This is a genomic window from Arthrobacter gallicola, assembly GCF_014836775.1.
In the GTDB taxonomy this organism is placed as follows: Bacteria; Actinomycetota; Actinomycetes; order Actinomycetales; family Micrococcaceae; genus Arthrobacter_B; species Arthrobacter_B gallicola.
Genome location: NZ_JACSQD010000001.1, coordinates 229,114 through 245,343 on the forward strand (window position 1 = coordinate 229,114; position 16,230 = coordinate 245,343).

The following is a 16,230-nucleotide window of genomic DNA, read 5'->3' on the forward strand; positions in this document are numbered from 1 at the left end:
TAGTGCTTATCTTCGGCAACGCTCAGGAGCCGCGAATAATGCCCGGTCTAGGAGTCGCCGATAAAGCCTGACCCCGAGTACAGGTGCAGCACCGGCACTCCGAGCCTGTCCTGCGCCTCGTTCGCCCAGTCCGTGCGGAACGTATCCTCAACGGCGTGCGGTGTCGTGATGACCACCACCTGCTGGGCGTCGGAGCCGCGGGCTTCCTCAACCACCGCCTCGACCGGGTTCTCGCCCGTAACCCGGCCATCGGCGTCGAATCCCAGGCCGCGCAGCAGATCCAGGGATTCAGCGAGCTCCTGTTCGGCGGCTTTGACCTCCTGTTTGGCGGAAGGATGCGGGCCGGCGATGTTCCGGTAGGCGGCAGCGAAGTCCAGCAGGCTCAGATTGTCCAGGACGTCCACCAGCATGTTCCGTCCGGGATCGGAAGGAACCAGGACGGTGAAACTCACGGGATTGTTCTCCGCCAGGTAGCCGAGGTTCCGTGCGTCGGCTTCGTTCAGGACTTCTTCGGTCAGCACCACGATCTTCGCGTTCATGCGGCCAAGCCTAGCGGCAGCCCGGGGGCGGGTGAAGGAACCGCCGGTGACATGGAATTTTCCCTGCTTGCAGCAATGTCAGTCACAATGTATGCATGCTTCTCTCTCCTTCTGAGGTGCCCGCAGAACCGGCCGCAGCCCTGACCGCTCCGTGGGTCAAATGGACAGCTTTCGGGGCGGGCGTGGGCGCTGCGGCCTCCACGGCCGTGCTGGCCGCGACGTCCGGCCTCGCCGTTTATTTCGCCCGGCAGATCGTGACCCCCCGCCAGGGGCGGGACGCAAACCTGGAAATCCTCGCCGTGATCGACTCGCCGGATGGACTGCAGATCATCCTCCCGGCCAACGAGGACACCACTGTCGAGGGCACATACGGGCTGTACTTCGACGGCGGCTCCGGGTTCGCGCGGATCGGTGCGATCCGTTCGTACGTGCCGCGGGAAGGAACAGTGCAGCGCGACGTCGAACACGTCTACTCCGGGGACCTTGCCAAGGCCGTGCGCGGCTGGTGGTCCGGCACTATCCAGCCCACGCCGTCGGACGCCGGGTTCCCGCAGGAAGACGTGGAGATCGACGTGGAAAACGGCAAGGCTCCGGCCTGGCTGGTGCGTTCCCTCGACGGCTCGGACACCTGGGCGATCATGGTGCACGGCAGGGGCGCCCGGCGCACCGAAACCATCCGCGGCCTTGGCGCTGCCCGCCGCGCCGGGATGACCAGCCTGCTCATCTCCTACCGCAACGACGGCGAAGCCCCGTACGCCTCCGACGGCAGGTACGGGCTGGGTCTGACGGAATGGCACGACGTCGAGGCAGCCATCCGCTATGCGCTCGCCAACGGTGCGCGCGACGTCGTACTTTTCGGCTGGTCCATGGGCGGCGCAATTGCTCTGCAAACCGTAGACAAGTCCTCACTGAGCCGGCATATCCGCGCCCTGGTGCTGGACGGCCCGGTGGTGAACTGGGTGGAAGTGCTGGCACACCATGCCCGGTTGAACCGGATCCCGGCACAGGTCGGCAGGCTGGGACAGTGGCTGATTTCGAATCCGGCCGGCCGGACCCTGACCGGACTGGCAGCTCCACTGGACCTCAAAAGCATGGATTGGGTCTCCCGGGCAGAGGAGATCCGGACTCCGGTGCTGATCGTGCACAGTGAACGGGACGAATTTGTTCCGGTTGGTCCGTCCGCGGATCTGGCCGAGAAGCATCCTGACCTGGTGACGTTTGTCCGGTTCCCGCAAGGCGGGCATACAAGGGAGTACAACGTGGATCCCGACCGCTGGGAGGACACCGTAGCCGGGTGGCTGGAGACCGCTCTGGGACGGACGCGGCGCCCCGCTGAGCGCAGGGGGTAGCTGTCTGCCGGTGCAAGTGGGAGCATCAAGAAAGGCAGCCACTTGCCGGGGCGGCCGGGGCCGTAGAGGTTCTCGGGGCCGTAGGGGGTCGGACCTCGTGGCTTCCGGTCATGGCTTCGGGTTTCGTGGCTTCTGACCGCAGGGCTTCGGACCCCGTGGCACGCAGGGAGGACCCATGCTTGTTGCAGCTTCGGTTTTCGCGCTGATCGCAGCCGCCATTCACATATATATCTTTGTGCTCGAATCGATCCGGTGGATGGCGCCGTCTACCCGGAAACTGTTCGGAATTTCCTCTGACGAGCAGGCGGATCATACCCGGCCGCTCGCGTACAACCAGGGCTTCTACAACCTGTATCTGGCTACCGGTACGGTCGTCGGGGTCATCCTCCTCGGGTTGGGAAACGTGGTGGTGGGGGCAACCCTGATTGCCTTTGCCGGCGCCTCCATGGTGCTTGCCGGCCTGGTGCTGCTCCTCAACGACTCACGAATGCTGCGCCCGGCCCTGATCCAGGCGGTACCGCCGTTGCTGGCCGTGGTCTTCGTTATTGCCGGGATCTGATTTTCCGGCCGGGGCCTCTGGATCTGTTGCGGGGGTTGAGTCTTGTGGGGGTTGACTCTGTTGTGGGGGCGCGCGAGGAGAGAGCTGCCGTCGTCGTCGTTGTTCCGGCACTGTGCTAGGTTGCCCTGATTGGGGGTGGCCTTTGAAAGGGCCCGGGAGCAGTCGTGGGGGTCAAGACATGCCGGATGCAGGAGCAGCTGAAGATGTGCAGGGGCACAGGCAGGGGCGGGGCCAGGGGCAGGCCAAGGAAGAATACGCGGATAAATCGGCTGGTATGTGGCTCATGTGGGCAGCTGGAGTGGGTGCTGTCTACTCACTTTTTCTGGAACTCAGCGGCAACGCCGGTTTTAATCCTCCCTGGGACCCCCTGGACCTGACGTGGTTTCCGCTGTGGCCGTTCAATCGGGTGCTTGTACCGGCTGGACTGCTTCTTGCTGCTTACGCGATGACCGCCCGAGTCGAGACGAAGCTCGATATCCGCCGGCAGCGTGGAGCCCTCGCGATTTTGTTCTTCCTTTCCCTGCTCTTGCCGCTGGGTGGTGTCTTCGCGGTGACCTACGGAATTTCCCTTCTGGCCCTTTCCGTGCGGACCCGGGACACTTTGACCGCGGTCACCGGAGCTATGGCACTGGTTGCGAGCGTAGCCGTTCCGGCCCTGTCAGCATCGGTTCCTCCGGCCGATACCGCGGACTTTTTCTCCCGTCTGCTGACTGACCTTGCCAGCCCCTGTGTGCTCGGCCTGATGGCTGCTGCTCTGTTTATCGCGGCTTCCAGAACGAACCCCGGGCCGTGGCCGGCCGCAGGAGGACAGCAGGACACCGTGGGACAGCAGGCGGGGCCGGAGCGACTGCGGGGGTAGGGGCGGCGGGCGGGTAGGGGCGGCTGCCGGGTTAGGGCAGCGGGCGGGGTAGGGATGGCGGGCGGGGTAGGGACGGCGGGGTAGGGACGGCGGGGTAGGGACGGCTGCCGGGGTAGGGAGGGCGGGCGGGGCAGGAGAAGGTTGCGATCCCAGTGAGGACCTGATCTGGACACGTGAACAAACGCGGAGGAGTTGGCCTTGGCGCTGGGAGCGGCAAGGTGCCGAAGCCTGCGGAACAACCCTGGATCGATCCCGTGAATGAAGCGTGGTCAAGCCAGCATAGGCATGGTTGGCCGGGACGAAAATGAGTAGGGCTACCAGTAAGTTTGGTCTTTTGCGGCTTCGGGAGGACCCATAGACTCGAACACATGTTCGAATATTTCTGGTGGAGTTCAGCTGAGCGGCAGGATCTTCGCGGGCAGGATCCGACTGGGCAGGATCTGGGCAAGCAGGATCCGACAGAGCAGGATCTTCGTGGGCAATACCTAGGTGGGCAGAAACCTGCTGTGCGGATTTCCCAGCTCGTGCGCAAGACAGATATTGGATGGTCTCTGTTGCGGCTCCTGCCAAGTTACTTTGGACGGCTCCAGTGAAAACTCCTGTGAAAGCCTCCATGACTTCCTCAGCGGAGACCCGGGTGGGGGCTCCCTCGGCGTCCCCGGTGAAAGCCCGGGGGAGAGCTCCCTTGGCGGCCTCGGTGGAGACCCGGGTGGGGCCTCCCTCGGCGTCCCCGGTGAAAGCCCGGGGGAGAGCTCCCTCGGCGTCCCCGGTGAAAGCCCGGGGGAGAGCTCCCTTGGCGGCCTCGGCGGACACCTCCGGGACGACTTCGGTGAAGGCCCAGGTGAGAACTCCCTTGGAGCCCTGGGTGAACACTTCCGGGACGGCATCGGTAAAAGGCTCGGTGAGGGGTCCGATGGCGGCCTCCGTGGACACGTCGGTGGAGGCCTCCGTGGAAACCACAATGAGGACCTCTTTGAGGACGTCTGGCGAGCAACCACTGGAGGCTTCTTCTCGGACCTCCTTGCCGTTTGGTGCAGAGGGAGGGGAGACAAGTGGACAGGGCCCGCTCCATTCTTCTCGGGCCGCTGATACAGCGGACGCCTTGGAATCGGCTGGCACCACCATGCTTTACGAGTGGATTGCCGCGCTCGCAGATGCCGGGCTCCCGCAATCTGACAGTGCAATGATCGATCGGATTCGTGCACTGGAAGAACTCAAAGCCGCCGCTGCTGCAGCGCAGGCCCGGGCAGCGGCAGCATTTGATGCCTCCCAACGCCAGGCCCAGACCCAGGCCGGGCTACCCGCCGCCGAACTCGGCCGTGGAGTAGGAGCCCAGATCGCACTGGCCCGCCGGGACTCACCCCACCGCGGAAGCAGGCACCTCGGACTCGGCAAAGCCCTGGTCCACGAAATGCCCCACACCCTCCACGCCCTATCCACCGGAGTACTCAACGAATGGCGAGCCACCCTCCTGGTCCGGGAAACCGCCTGCCTCGACGTGGAGGACCGACGCCGGGTCGACGCCCTGGTCTGCGGCAACCCCGCCGCACTGGAAGGAATCGGGGACCGCAAACTCATCGCCAGGATCCGGACCCTCACGCAGGCCATTGATCCTGCCTCCCAGGTCCGCCGGCATGCCAAAGCCGTCGCCGACAGATACGTGTCCTGCCGTCCAGCACCGGACACCATGTCCTATCTGACCGGACTGCTGCCCGTCGCCCAGGGTGTGGCAGTGTTCACTGCCTTATCCCGGGCCGCTGACTCCCTGCGTTCCTCAGGAGACGAACGCGGCCGGGGCCAGATCATGGCCGACACGCTGGTCGAACGGATCACCGGGCAAGCAACCGCATCCCAGGTACCGGTCGAGGTCCAGCTCGTGATCACCGACCGGACCCTCTTCACCACGGCCTCCCAACACGAGGCTGCCGACACTGACTTATTCCAGGCCGGGGCAGCGAGGGATGTTCCGCCGAACTCGTCATCTTGGAATCCCTCTGGCGGGGGTTGCGATAGGGGGCGCTCCCTATGTCATGACAACGGCGACGGGCACCGGGATGGGAACACCCAGTGTCACGAAAGCGGCGGGAGCCAGGACGGCAACCACGGCAGCGGCGGGAACGCCCAATGGCACGGAAGCGGCGGCGACGGACACCGGGATGAAAACGTCCAGTGTCACGAAAGTGGCGGGAGCCTGGACAGCAACCAGGATGGCAACCGCGACAGCGGCGGGAACGTCCAATGGCACGGATACCCCACGGAGCCCAGTCGGGACAGGGATAGGAACCAGAACCGGAACACCGAGTGGGCTGGCAATAGGGAACCGGCTTACTTCCCTGGTTACGGCATCGTTCCCGGGCAATGGGCAAGGGATCTCATTACCGATGCTCTTCTGGGGCAGGAGTCGGCTCCGATTGCCGACAACCAATCGCGTGACGACGGCATCCACCCGGTTCGGCACAACCCGCTCGGACCGTCCCGCCAATCGACACACGAGCCGTCCCACGTCACCCTGCGGCGGCTCTTCCTGGACCCCACTAACGGTGAACTTATGGCGATGGACTCCAAAGCCCGTTACTTCACACCGGGCCTGGCCCGGCTCATCCGCACCCGTGACCAGACCTGCCGGACTCCCTGGTGCGATGCACCGATCCGGCACATCGACCACATCCACCCGTACGCCGAGGCAGGGCCAACCAGCTACACCAACGGACAAGGGCTGTGCGAAGCCTGTAACCAGGCCAAAGAAGCACCCGGTTGGACCGCAGAAACCACTCAGATCCCAGGCCAACGCCATACTGTTCGGACCGTCACCCCTACCGGCCACACCTACCATTCCACGGCCCCCGCCCAGCCAGGAACAGCCCATGCCCAGCCAGGGGCGGAGCCCTCTCGGCCCGGAGCTGTGCCCGCCGCCCGGGACCGTGCATGCCCAGGCGGGGCTGCACCCTCTTGACCCGAGGCGGCACCGGCCTAGCTCGGGACGGCGTCCGCCCCGCCCGGGCAGCAGTGCCCTCCCGGTAAGGGCAGATCTGACTTGGCAATCTCTCACAAGGACTGGACGACTACTACCCTGCCAACGCGCCACAGGGCTTCTTTGCTGCTAGCATGTCCCGCGTGATTGATTCGAATTCCGTACCCAGCTGCTCCGGCGCAGCGGAAAGGATGGCGGGCAGCACGCCCTGCAGTGCGCCCCTGTCCTAGGACACCTACCAGTTGTCCGTTTCCACCGTCCCTCCGGTGTTTTGACTGTCCAGGGTGGATCGCCTTGTCTGCAGTCCGGTGAGGACCGCCCGTCGGGTCCAAAGCCCTGTATGTCAGGCCCGTTTCTTCGGCAGCTGCGCCACATCTCTGGCGCCTCGCGCCTCGGAAACCCGGCCTCCCCAGACACAGGCCTCGCCTTACCGGCAGTCCGCCCGAATAAGCTCCGGCTGTTCAGGCGCGGGCCCGGTCGCAAAACGCTGGGCGCTGAGCGCCCGCCGTTAAGCACCAGCCCCGAACGCCGGCCGCTGAGCGCCCGCCGCCAAGCGCCAGCCGCGAAACGCCGGTACAAGCGCCAGCCGCGAAACGCCGGTACAAGCGCCAGCCGCGAAACGCCGGTACAAACGACAGCCCCGAAACGCCGGTACAAACGCCGCCCCTAAACGCCCGCCCTTTAGTGCAGCCCAAAACGCAGCCCTAAACCGCAGAGCCGGGGCCGGCCCTCCCGGATACCGAAATCGAACGAAAGCCCCTCATCATGCAACCCGTAACCGAAGCTCTCATCCGTAAGTCGTTCATCAACGCCAGCCGTTCCCAGGTGGCAGCGATGAACTTCCCGCCGGACTTTGCCGAAACCGACTGGGAGAACGTCGACCAGATTGGTTGGCAGGACCACAAAATGCCGCAGCGCTCCTACCTTGTGGTCCCGGTGGACAACAAACCCGTCGCTATCCTTCTCCGCGCGCCGGAACTGGTTTCCGCAAGCAGGAAAGCCCTCTGCGCCCTCTGTGAGGATCTGGTCAGCGAGGACGACGTGTACCTCTTCGTCGCGCCCAAGGCAGGAGCCTCAGGAAAGAACGGCAACTCTGTGGGCACCCTGATCCACAGCACGTTCTCCTGCTCCCGGAACGTACGTGCCGAAGTGAAGCCGACCGTAATCCATCCGGACCCGGAACTCGTTGTTGCCGAACGTATCCGCGGCCTGCAGGAACGCACGCTGCAGTTCGTGCAGAAGGTGCGCAGCTAAGCTCGGGATCTGCTCGTCGAACCTACTTGTAGACGGCGATCGGCCCGACAGCGGCAGAGGTCAACCGGATCAGATCGGACGGGGATAATACGATCTCAAACCCGCGCCTGCCGCCGGACACGTAGATCGACTCCAGTGCTTCCGCACTGGAGTCGATCACGGCCGGAGACGGCAGACGCTGGCCCAGCGGTGAGATCCCACCCACCACATAGCCGGTCCGCTTCTCCGCTTCGGCGCGGTCTGCAATAACAGCCTTCCGCGAGCCAAGCAGAGACGCGACCTTCTTCAAGTCAAGCGTGCCCGCCACCGGAACCATGGCAACAGCCAGCCTGCCTTCAACGGAAACCATCAGTGTCTTGAAAACGGCTTCAGCCGGAACACCAAGCTTTTCCGCAGCTTCCAAACCGTAGGACTGCGCCGAAGGGTCATGCTCGTAGCTCATGGTCCGGTAGGAAACGCCGGCAGCGTCGAGAGCCCGCGTCGCCGGAGTTGCGCTGCGCCCGCCCTGCTTTCCGCCGCCGGCCACGGGTTACGCCTCGGTCCCGGTGGGAGCCACCAGTCCAGCAACCTGCCGCTTGATACGTCCCAGCATGGCCGACATTCCCCGCATCCGCAGGGGAGTGATCGCCCGGGTCAAACCCAACCGGTCAGGAACGTCGGCGGGAACGGCCAGAATTACCTCAGCCGGAAGCCCATTCAGTCCCTCATGCAGCACACCGGCAAACCCCCGGGTGGTCGGAGCTTCGGGCGGCGCAGAGAAGAAGAGCTCCACAAGATGCTCCGGAGCATCGCCCACCTCAACGGTGAGGAACAGCGGAGACTGGCATTCGACAACCTGCTCCAGCAGTTCCGGATGGTCAGCCAGGCGCGCTGGCAGCGGCGGAAGTGACCGGGAAAACTCCAGCAGCAGCTCCAGCCGCTCGGGCTCGCTGAGAGCCTGGAAGTCCTCAACGATTTCCTGGAGCTGGGCAGGAACAGTGGACGGGGTGGATGAGGTGGTGCTCATGAAAAATGCGCTTTCAGTTGTAGCCGGCGGAGGATGATCAGCGCGGAGCCGGGCCGGGCTCGGTGCCGCGGACGATAGGCACGCGCACAGCGTTGCCCCATTCGGTCCAGGAGCCGTCATAGTTCCGCACCGTCTCGAAGCCAAGCAGGTGCCTGAGTACAAACCAAGTATGGCTGGAACGCTCACCGATCCGACAGTAGGCAACGACGTCGTCGCCGGCCTTGAGCCCAGCTTCCCCACCGTAGAGCGCCTCAAGTTCGTCCCGGGTGCGGAACGTACCGTCCTCGGCTGCGGCCCTGGCCCACGGAATGGACACGGCCGTCGGAATGTGGCCGCCCTTCATGGCGCCTTCGTCCATGTAGTCGGGCATGTGCGTGCGTTCGCCGGTGTATTCGGCGGGGGAGCGGACGTCGATCAGCGGGCCGGTGCCCAGATGCGCCAGCACGTCCGGCAGGTACGCGCGGATGGGGGCGTCATTGCGTTCGACGACGGGGTAGTCCACGGCCTCAACGTCAGGCTTGTCAGTGGTCATCTCGCGGCCTTCGGCAATCCACTTATCCCGGCCGCCGTCGAGCAGCCGGACATCTTCGTGGCCAAAGAGCGTGAACACCCACAGGGCGTAGGCAGCCCACCAGTTGCTCTTGTCGCCGTAGAGCACCACAGTCGAATCGCGGCTGATGCCCTTTTCGCCCATGAGCTTCGCGAAAGCTGCGCCATCCACGAAATCCCGAGTGTCGGCGTCGTTCAAATCGGTGTGCCAGTCGATCTTCCTGGCGCCCGGGATGTGCCCGGTGTCGTAAAGCAGGATGTCCTCGTTGGATTCCAGGACCACCAGGTCCGGTGACCCGAGGTGCGACGCGAGCCAGTCAGTGGAAACCAGGCGGTCCGGGTTGGCATAGTCGGCAAACTTCGGATTCGGATCTGCGGGAAGCGGCATGTGTGTTCCTTTGGTTTACGGCCGGTTTACTAACTAGCCTAACGATGCTTGCGGCCCAAAACTTCCCGTGAGGAGAGTGCCGCGTTCAGGGTGGCGTATCGTTGCTACGGCAGCAAATGCCGTACCCCTAGCAGAATCGGATGGATGGATTGGGCGCAGCAGGACAAGTGGAGCAGCTATCGAAGCGGACTCCCCAGGTTTCCACGGACGAACTCCTGCAGGGTTTCTTCCCCTCACCGCGCTTCGGCACCGTCTCCTTTGACAGCTACATCCCGGACCCGTCCCAGCCGTCCCAGGCCGAGGCCGTTTCCGCTATGCGCGCCTTCGCCGAGAGCGTTGACACGCCTGCTCCCAGCGGCTTCCGCAAACTGTTCGGTGCCAAGAAGCCCGAAACCAAGGCTGGTTTCTACCTCGACGGCGGCTTCGGCGTCGGCAAGACCCACCTCCTCGCATCTCTCTGGCATGCTGTGGAAGGCCCCAAAGCCTTCGGCACTTTCGTGGAGTACACCAACCTGGTCGGCGCCCTTTCCTTCCGCAAAACCGTGGAAGCACTTTCGGCCTACAAGCTGGTCTGCATCGACGAATTCGAACTCGACGACCCCGGGGACACGGTCCTGATGTCCCGCCTGATGCGGGAACTGTCCGACGCCGGCGTCAAGCTCGCTGCCACGTCCAACACCCTGCCGGGCTCGCTGGGTGAGGGACGGTTCGCTGCCGTCGACTTCCAGCGGGAGATTCAGGTTCTTGCTGACCAGTTCGACGTCGTGCGGATCGACGGCGAGGATTACCGCCACCGCGGTCTGCCCGAGTCCCCGCCGCCGCTGGACGACGCCGGAATGGCCGCGCGGATCGCCTCGGAGTACGACGGGAAGACTGTCGCAGAGGATGAATTCGCCGACCTGGTGAACCACCTCGCGGACGTGCACCCCAGCCGTTACCGCCAGCTCATCGAGGGGATCGACGCCGTTGCCTGGCACAACGTGCACACCATCTCGGAGCAGTCCGTTGCGCTGCGCTTTGTGGTCCTGGCCGATCGGCTGTACGACAAGGACGTTCCGATCCTCGCCAGCGGCGTCCCGTTCGACCAGCTGTTCACCAAGGAAATGATGGCCGGCGGGTACATGAAAAAGTATTACCGTGCCGTCTCGCGGCTTACAGCACTGGCCCGTGAAGGCCAGACAGGGGAAGCCTCCTAGCCCGCGGGCAGGAAATCCTGGTTCCAGACACGCTATTTTTAAGACACGAAAGCCCCGGTACCGCTGACTGGCGGGACCGGGGCTTTTTGCCGTGCTCTTGGTTTAGCTGGCCGGAGGTGTCGGACCGGCAGCGGGAGGTTCGCCCGGTCCCCGTCCGCGGTCTGCTTTATCTACCGCTTCGGAGGCCTTGCGCTGGAATCCATCAACCTTGTCGGCGTACTTTCCGTCGGTCTTCTTATCAACGAAATTTCCGGCCTGGTCGATGCCGCCCTTGATCTTGTCGGCGTTCTGGCCCACAAGCTCGGTTGCCTTGTCCTTCAGCTCTCCAGCCTTGCCTTTGAGCCCGTCAAATACAGACACGGACCACCTCCTTTCGCTGGGGAAGCCAACTGCTTCCCGTTCAGCAACAATGATAAGCCCCCTGAGTACGCAGGCCAAGAAGTACGGGTTCCGGGTTTTGCCGGTTAAACACGAATGGAGCAGGCCGCAGGGCCTGCTCCATTCGATATTCCGAGCGGACGACGGGATTCGAACCCGCGACATCCACCTTGGCAAGGTGGTGCTCTAGCCAGCTGAGCTACGTCCGCACATAAAAGACCGGCACTGTGCTATCCACCAGTACAGATCTTCCGTGCGCGATACTGGGATCGAACCAGTGACCTCTTCCGTGTCAGGGAAGCGCGCTACCGCTGCGCCAATCGCGCCTGATACTGCCAGGCTTCGGAAGACTCCGGGCCATGCAGTACAGGAGAGCGGACGACGGGATTCGAACCCGCGACATCCACCTTGGCAAGGTGGTGCTCTAGCCAGCTGAGCTACGTCCGCAAATGAACATTCCACACTCTGTTAGTACACAAAGTATGAAACTTCGTGCGCGATACTGGGATCGAACCAGTGACCTCTTCCGTGTCAGGGAAGCGCGCTACCGCTGCGCCAATCGCGCCCATAAATGGGTCATGCATGTAACCGTGGAGGTGGGGACGGGATTCGAACCCGCGTATACGGCTTTGCAGGCCGCTGCCTCGCCTCTCGGCCACCCCACCGTGACCGGCTTGTGAAGGCCAGCTTACAGTGACTTGCGAGCGGACGACGGGATTCGAACCCGCGACATCCACCTTGGCAAGGTGGTGCTCTAGCCAGCTGAGCTACGTCCGCATGTTGGTGTTTCTGCGGCGAACTCCCGCTTTCCAACGAAGAAAAACTCTATAGGACGTTTCGAGGTTCGTCCAATCGGGGCCATTTCGCGCCGGGTGCCTAATCCGGTTTTGATCAGGCCGGATTGTGGGCTAGCATCTTTAGACGTTGCAGCAGTTTGAACGCAACTCCCGCAAGGGCGATTGGCGCAGTGGTAGCGCGCTTCGTTCACACCGAAGAGGTCACTGGTTCGAACCCAGTATCGCCCACAGAATGACCCTCAACAGGCACCGGATACCCTCCGGTGCCTGTTTTGCTTAAACGTCACCGCCGGGTGACAGACTGGGTTTATGACTGATCCAGCCCTGGCACACGCAACCGAGTTCGGGCGTATGTATTCGCGCTCCCTGACCGAACCTCCGGCGGTTCCCTCCATTACGACCGTCATCGCGCAGGGAAGTACCTCGCTGGCCGGCTGGCACAGCTACATGGCCGCCAGCGCCGTTGTTAAGCATCCTGCCCTCCCGGGTGCCGTGGGAAACGCCGGGCAGCTGCGTTCCATCGTGAAGGAAGCCTCGCGGGCCTCGGAGGTTTACCGTGACCAGGCCGCCGAGCGCGGAACCCGGGTGCATTACTACTGCGAGCAGGTGGCGCTGCGTGCCCTGGACCAGCCGCACCAGCTGGCCGAGGCCCGGGCTGTCCTGGCAGAACACGGTGAGCACCAGTTCGCCGACCGGTTCGATGAGTGGTGGCAGCTGTACCAGGTCCAGCCCGTCGCAGCGGAGATCACCGTCTGGAACCACGAGCTGGGCTACGCCGGAACCCTGGACCTGGTGGCAAAGATCGGCGGCAGGCTCTGCCTCATCGACTACAAGACCAAGAACACGGACCGCGACGGCCAGGTCAAGCAGCTTGATGACAAGGTGGTTATGCAGCTGGTTGCCGGCATGAAGGCGGAGGAATCACTGGTCGACGCCGGCCGCGGGGAATGGGAACCGTGGCAGTACGGCCAGGACCCGCTGCTGCTGGGAGTCGCCGTCGGCCAGACCGAGGTGCGTCCCATGCGGGCCAACCCGGCGGTGCTGCCGCAGCACTGGTACAAGTTCTGTGCCCTGCGCCGGGTCTGGCAGACCAGCCATGATGCCCTCGCCGCCGGCCAGGCCCTCCTGCCGATCGCCCCGCCGCCGGTCCAGCATCCGGTCCAGCCAGCCGGGGCCCACGCAGCCGCAGCAGGGCAGCCCGCGTCCAACTAGACTGGTAGGCGGGCACTTTGCCCATTTGCACAGCGCATTACACGGCGCGCGACGCAGCACATCGCGACAGTAAGGAACACATTCCAGATGGCAATCCTGACGATTCGGATCATCGGCGACCCCGTTCTGCGGACCTGTGCCGAGGAAGTGACGGAGTTCGGTCCGGAACTCGCCAAGTTAGTTGCTGACATGGAAGAGACCATGGAGGACGTTGAAGGTGCGGGCCTGGCAGCACCCCAGGTCGGCGTGAGCCTGCGCGTCTTCACCTACCGGATCGACGGCCAGGCCGGACACATCGTGAACCCGGTCCTGGAGCTGAGCGAAGACCTGCAGGAGGACGAGGTGGAAGGCTGCCTCTCCATTCCCGGCATCGGCTACCCCGTTCCGCGCTACCGCTGGACCCGCGTCACCGGCCAGGACAAAAACGGCAACCCCGTCAGCATTGAAGGCGAGGGTATGCTCGCGCGGTGCTTCCAGCATGAAACCGACCACCTCGACGGCGTCCTTTACATTGACCGGCTGAAGGGCGAGAACCGGAAGGCCGCCCTCCGCGCGATCCGCATGGCCGATTACGACTCGATCGCCGAGCGCACCGCCGCCCAGCGCGCCCAGACGGTCGGCTCCAGTTTCGGAACCTTCGGTACCCCCAGCGCGGGAGCCTGACCGCCGTGGCGATGCGCGTACTCTTCGCGGGCACACCAGCCGTTGCGGTGCCTTCGCTTAATGCCCTCCTCGACGCCGGGTTCGACGTCGTCGGCGTCCTCACACGCCCTGACGCACCGCTGGGGCGCAAACGCGTTCTGACCCCGTCGCCCGTCGCGGCCCGCGCAGCGGAACTCGGGCTTCCGGTGATCAAGGCGGACAAGATTGACGACGACGCCGTGGCCGCCATTGCGGCCCTGGCACCGGACGCCGCTGCCATCGTCGCGTACGGCGCCCTGATCCCCGAACGCGCACTAACCATTCCTAAGCACGGGTGGATCAACCTGCACTTTTCGCTGCTGCCGGCCTGGCGCGGGGCGGCACCGGTGCAGCACTCGGTCATCGCCGGCGATGAAATCACCGGCGCCAGCACATTCCTGCTGGAAAAGGGCCTGGATACCGGTCCCGTCTTCGGGCAGCTGACCGAAACAGTGGATCCGGGACTGACCAGCGGTGAACTGCTGGAACGGCTGTCGCACAGCGGAGCCGTCCTGCTGGCCCAGACCCTGGCCGCGATCGACGCCGGGAAGGCCGTACCCGTGCCGCAGTCCGGCGACGTGACCCTGGCACCGAAACTGACGATTGAGGACGGCCGGCTGGACTGGAAGCAGCCAGCCCTGGCGATCCGGCGCCGGATTAACGGCGTGACCCCGGAACCCGGAGCCTGGACCACCTGGGACGGCGCCCGGTTCAAGATCGGCGCGGCAACCCCGCGGCCCGATGTGACGGACCTGGCCCCCGGTCAGGTGCGGCTCGGCTCGGGCGCCGGAGCGTCGGCGCTGGTCGGCACCGGAAGCACTGCGCTGGAACTGCAGCTGGTCCAGCCTGCCGGAAAAAAGATGATGCCCGGCCCCGATTGGGCCCGGGGACTAGGCCAGCGTGAGGACGTGGTTTTTAAATGAGCACCCCCAATAACGGTTCCCCGGGGGAGCGCCGCCGCAGTTCCGGCAGCAACACCGGCGGCAGCAACAGCAGTAATTCCAGCGCTGGGCGAAACGCCAAGGGTCGTGAGCGGAACCGTCCGCGGACCCGCAGCCGCACCGAGGCAGCGCCGTCACAGCGGACCCGCGCCGCGGATCCGGCCCGCCTGGTGGCGTTCGAAGTTCTCCGTGCCGTGTCCGGTGAGGACGCGTACGCCAATTTGGTGTTGCCCAAGAGCATCCGCAAGCACCGGCTGGACAAGCGCGACGCGGGGTTCGCCACCGAACTGGCCTACGGAGCCCTGCGCGGCCAGGGAACCTATGACGCGATCCTGGCCCGCTGTGTTGACCGGCCGCTGGAGCAGCTGGACCCGGCCGTCCTGGACGCGCTGCGGATCGGCGTGCACCAGCTCGTCGCCATGCGTGTTCCCGCGCACGCGGCCCTGGACCAGACGGTGGGCCTGGCCCGCGCGGTGATCGGCGCCGGCCCGTCAGCACTGATCAACGCCGTGCTGCGCAAGGTTGCTGCCCGAGACCTGTCCGAGTGGACCGCGCTCCTGACTGAGGGAGAGCCGGACGCGGTCAAGCGCTCTGCGATCGAATACAGCCACCCTGAGTGGATCGTCCGCGCCCTGCGCCAGTCCCTGGTCGCCCACGGCCGGAACGTAGAGGAAATCACCGACCTGCTCCGGGCCGATAACGACGCCCCCGTGGTCAACCTCGTCGCCTTGCCCGGACTGGGGGACCTCGAAGAGGCCCGTTCCGCCGGCGCCGTGGACGGTGAACTCGTTGAAGACTCAGCCCTGTTCTCCGCCGGCGACGTTGGCCGCCTGGATTCCGTGCGCGCCGGCACTACCCGCGTGCAGGACGCCGGTTCCCAGCTGGTGGCCCGTGCCCTGGCTGAACTGGCGCTGGACGGTGTCCCCGTGGACGAGGACGGTGTGGAGAAGTGGCTGGACATGTGTGCCGGCCCCGGCGGCAAAGCCGCGCTCCTGGCCGCCCTGGCACACCAGAAGGGCGCCGTGCTGCTGGCCAACGAACCCGCACCGCACCGCGCGCAGCTGGTCCGCCAGGCATTGGAGGCCGTACCGGGGGAGACCTGGAACGTCCGCACCGGAGACGGCCGCACCGTGGCCGAGGACTACCCGGAAACCTTCGACCGGATCCTCGTGGACGCGCCCTGCACCGGCCTCGGCGCGCTGCGCCGCCGCCCGGAATCGCGCTGGCGCCGCAAACCGACCGACGTCGGCGAACTCGGGATCCTGCAGCGCGAACTGCTCACCACCGCCGTCGACGCCGTCAAGCCCGGAGGCGTGGTCGCCTACGTGACCTGCTCACCTCACCCGGCGGAGACCACCGCCGTCGTGGCGGATGTGCTGCGCAAGCGGAACGACCTGGAACTGCTCGACGCCGGTGCCGCCCTGGACGCCGTGAGCCTGACCGGTTCACTGGGTGCCGGGCACGAGTCCACCGCCCAGCTGTGGCCGCATATCCACCAGACCGACGCCATGTTCCTTGCCCTCATTCGCCGCAAGATCTGATTTAGGAGCT

Annotated in this window: 16 protein-coding genes and 7 tRNA genes; 12 read left to right on the forward strand and 11 right to left on the reverse strand. The window is 64.9% G+C overall.

The window, feature by feature from the left end:
- Positions 1 to 47: 47 nt before the first annotated feature.
- On the reverse strand, positions 48 to 539 hold the full coding sequence (locus H9639_RS00990) for a hypothetical protein (RefSeq protein WP_191806290.1): 492 nt from the start codon (positions 537 to 539) through the stop codon (positions 48 to 50).
- Between the two features lie 95 nt (positions 540 to 634).
- Here H9639_RS00990 and H9639_RS00995 point away from each other — a divergent pair, with 95 nt between their 5' ends.
- From H9639_RS00995 to H9639_RS01020, 6 genes are all read left to right on the forward strand, one after another.
- On the forward strand, positions 635 to 1,888 hold the full coding sequence (locus H9639_RS00995; RefSeq protein WP_191806291.1) for an alpha/beta hydrolase: 1,254 nt from the start codon (positions 635 to 637) through the stop codon (positions 1,886 to 1,888).
- A 175-nt stretch (positions 1,889 to 2,063) separates the two neighbouring features.
- Positions 2,064 to 2,447 (forward strand): DUF1304 domain-containing protein, encoded by a 384-nt coding sequence (locus H9639_RS01000; RefSeq protein WP_191806292.1) that lies wholly within the window; start codon positions 2,064 to 2,066, stop codon positions 2,445 to 2,447.
- A 178-nt stretch (positions 2,448 to 2,625) separates the two neighbouring features.
- Entirely contained in the window at positions 2,626 to 3,306 is a 681-nt protein-coding gene (locus tag H9639_RS01005) for a hypothetical protein (protein WP_191806293.1), read from the forward strand.
- A 368-nt stretch (positions 3,307 to 3,674) separates the two neighbouring features.
- Complete coding sequence (locus H9639_RS01010) at positions 3,675 to 3,899, forward strand: hypothetical protein (protein ID WP_191806294.1); 225 nt, start codon at positions 3,675 to 3,677, stop codon at positions 3,897 to 3,899.
- A gap of 590 nt (positions 3,900 to 4,489) precedes the next feature.
- Positions 4,490 to 6,259, forward strand: coding sequence for an HNH endonuclease (locus tag H9639_RS16735; RefSeq protein WP_225219044.1), 1,770 nt, complete (start codon positions 4,490 to 4,492; stop codon positions 6,257 to 6,259).
- 783 nt (positions 6,260 to 7,042) lie between these two features.
- Positions 7,043 to 7,531, forward strand: a complete 489-nt coding sequence (locus H9639_RS01020) for an FBP domain-containing protein (protein ID WP_191806295.1) — start codon at positions 7,043 to 7,045, stop codon at positions 7,529 to 7,531.
- Between the two features lie 22 nt (positions 7,532 to 7,553).
- On the opposite strand, the gene ybaK is transcribed toward H9639_RS01020, so the two are convergent.
- Genes ybaK through H9639_RS01035 form a run of 3 tightly spaced genes read right to left on the reverse strand, consistent with a single transcriptional unit; the run spans position 7,554 to position 9,474 of the window.
- Positions 7,554 to 8,057, reverse strand: a complete 504-nt coding sequence (ybaK, locus tag H9639_RS01025; protein WP_191806296.1) for a Cys-tRNA(Pro) deacylase — start codon at positions 8,055 to 8,057, stop codon at positions 7,554 to 7,556.
- Positions 8,058 to 8,060: 3 nt separating this feature from the next.
- Positions 8,061 to 8,537: a SufE family protein gene (locus H9639_RS01030; protein WP_191806297.1), complete on the reverse strand. Its 477-nt coding sequence runs from the start codon at positions 8,535 to 8,537 to the stop codon at positions 8,061 to 8,063.
- A 37-nt stretch (positions 8,538 to 8,574) separates the two neighbouring features.
- The gene (locus tag H9639_RS01035; protein ID WP_191806298.1) at positions 8,575 to 9,474 is read right to left on the reverse strand and encodes a sulfurtransferase; all 900 of its coding nucleotides are present in this window, start codon (positions 9,472 to 9,474) and stop codon (positions 8,575 to 8,577) included.
- A 140-nt stretch (positions 9,475 to 9,614) separates the two neighbouring features.
- Between H9639_RS01035 and zapE the strand changes: the two genes are divergently transcribed.
- On the forward strand, positions 9,615 to 10,670 hold the full coding sequence (zapE, locus tag H9639_RS01040; protein ID WP_191806299.1) for a cell division protein ZapE: 1,056 nt from the start codon (positions 9,615 to 9,617) through the stop codon (positions 10,668 to 10,670).
- A gap of 102 nt (positions 10,671 to 10,772) precedes the next feature.
- On the opposite strand, the gene H9639_RS01045 is transcribed toward zapE, so the two are convergent.
- From H9639_RS01045 to H9639_RS01075, 7 genes are all read right to left on the reverse strand, one after another.
- Positions 10,773 to 11,030: an antitoxin gene (locus H9639_RS01045; protein ID WP_191806300.1), complete on the reverse strand. Its 258-nt coding sequence runs from the start codon at positions 11,028 to 11,030 to the stop codon at positions 10,773 to 10,775.
- A gap of 153 nt (positions 11,031 to 11,183) precedes the next feature.
- Positions 11,184 to 11,257 (reverse strand) — tRNA-Gly (locus tag H9639_RS01050).
- A gap of 45 nt (positions 11,258 to 11,302) precedes the next feature.
- Positions 11,303 to 11,374: transfer RNA gene (locus H9639_RS01055), tRNA-Val, on the reverse strand.
- Between the two features lie 47 nt (positions 11,375 to 11,421).
- Positions 11,422 to 11,495: transfer RNA gene (locus H9639_RS01060), tRNA-Gly, on the reverse strand.
- Between the two features lie 46 nt (positions 11,496 to 11,541).
- A tRNA-Val gene (locus H9639_RS01065) sits at positions 11,542 to 11,613 on the reverse strand.
- A gap of 26 nt (positions 11,614 to 11,639) precedes the next feature.
- Positions 11,640 to 11,713 (reverse strand) — tRNA-Cys (locus H9639_RS01070).
- Positions 11,714 to 11,751: 38 nt separating this feature from the next.
- A tRNA-Gly gene (locus tag H9639_RS01075) sits at positions 11,752 to 11,825 on the reverse strand.
- A gap of 176 nt (positions 11,826 to 12,001) precedes the next feature.
- Between H9639_RS01075 and H9639_RS01080 the strand changes: the two genes are divergently transcribed.
- The 5 genes from H9639_RS01080 to H9639_RS01100 all read left to right on the forward strand — a co-directional run bounded on the left by H9639_RS01080 (position 12,002) and on the right by H9639_RS01100 (position 16,220).
- Positions 12,002 to 12,073, forward strand: a tRNA-Val gene (locus H9639_RS01080).
- A gap of 81 nt (positions 12,074 to 12,154) precedes the next feature.
- Positions 12,155 to 13,057 carry a P-loop NTPase family protein gene (locus H9639_RS01085; protein WP_191806301.1) on the forward strand — a complete coding sequence of 301 codons (903 nt, stop codon included), beginning with the start codon at positions 12,155 to 12,157 and terminating at the stop codon, positions 13,055 to 13,057.
- Between the two features lie 87 nt (positions 13,058 to 13,144).
- Positions 13,145 to 13,720 carry a peptide deformylase gene (gene def / locus H9639_RS01090; protein WP_191806302.1) on the forward strand — a complete coding sequence of 192 codons (576 nt, stop codon included), beginning with the start codon at positions 13,145 to 13,147 and terminating at the stop codon, positions 13,718 to 13,720.
- A gap of 11 nt (positions 13,721 to 13,731) precedes the next feature.
- On the forward strand, positions 13,732 to 14,661 hold the full coding sequence (gene fmt, locus H9639_RS01095) for a methionyl-tRNA formyltransferase (RefSeq protein ID WP_191806847.1): 930 nt from the start codon (positions 13,732 to 13,734) through the stop codon (positions 14,659 to 14,661).
- On the forward strand, positions 14,658 to 16,220 hold the full coding sequence (locus tag H9639_RS01100; RefSeq protein ID WP_191806303.1) for an RsmB/NOP family class I SAM-dependent RNA methyltransferase: 1,563 nt from the start codon (positions 14,658 to 14,660) through the stop codon (positions 16,218 to 16,220). The genes fmt and H9639_RS01100 overlap by 4 nt, the downstream gene beginning before the upstream one ends.
- The last annotated feature ends 10 nt before the right edge of the window (positions 16,221 to 16,230 follow it).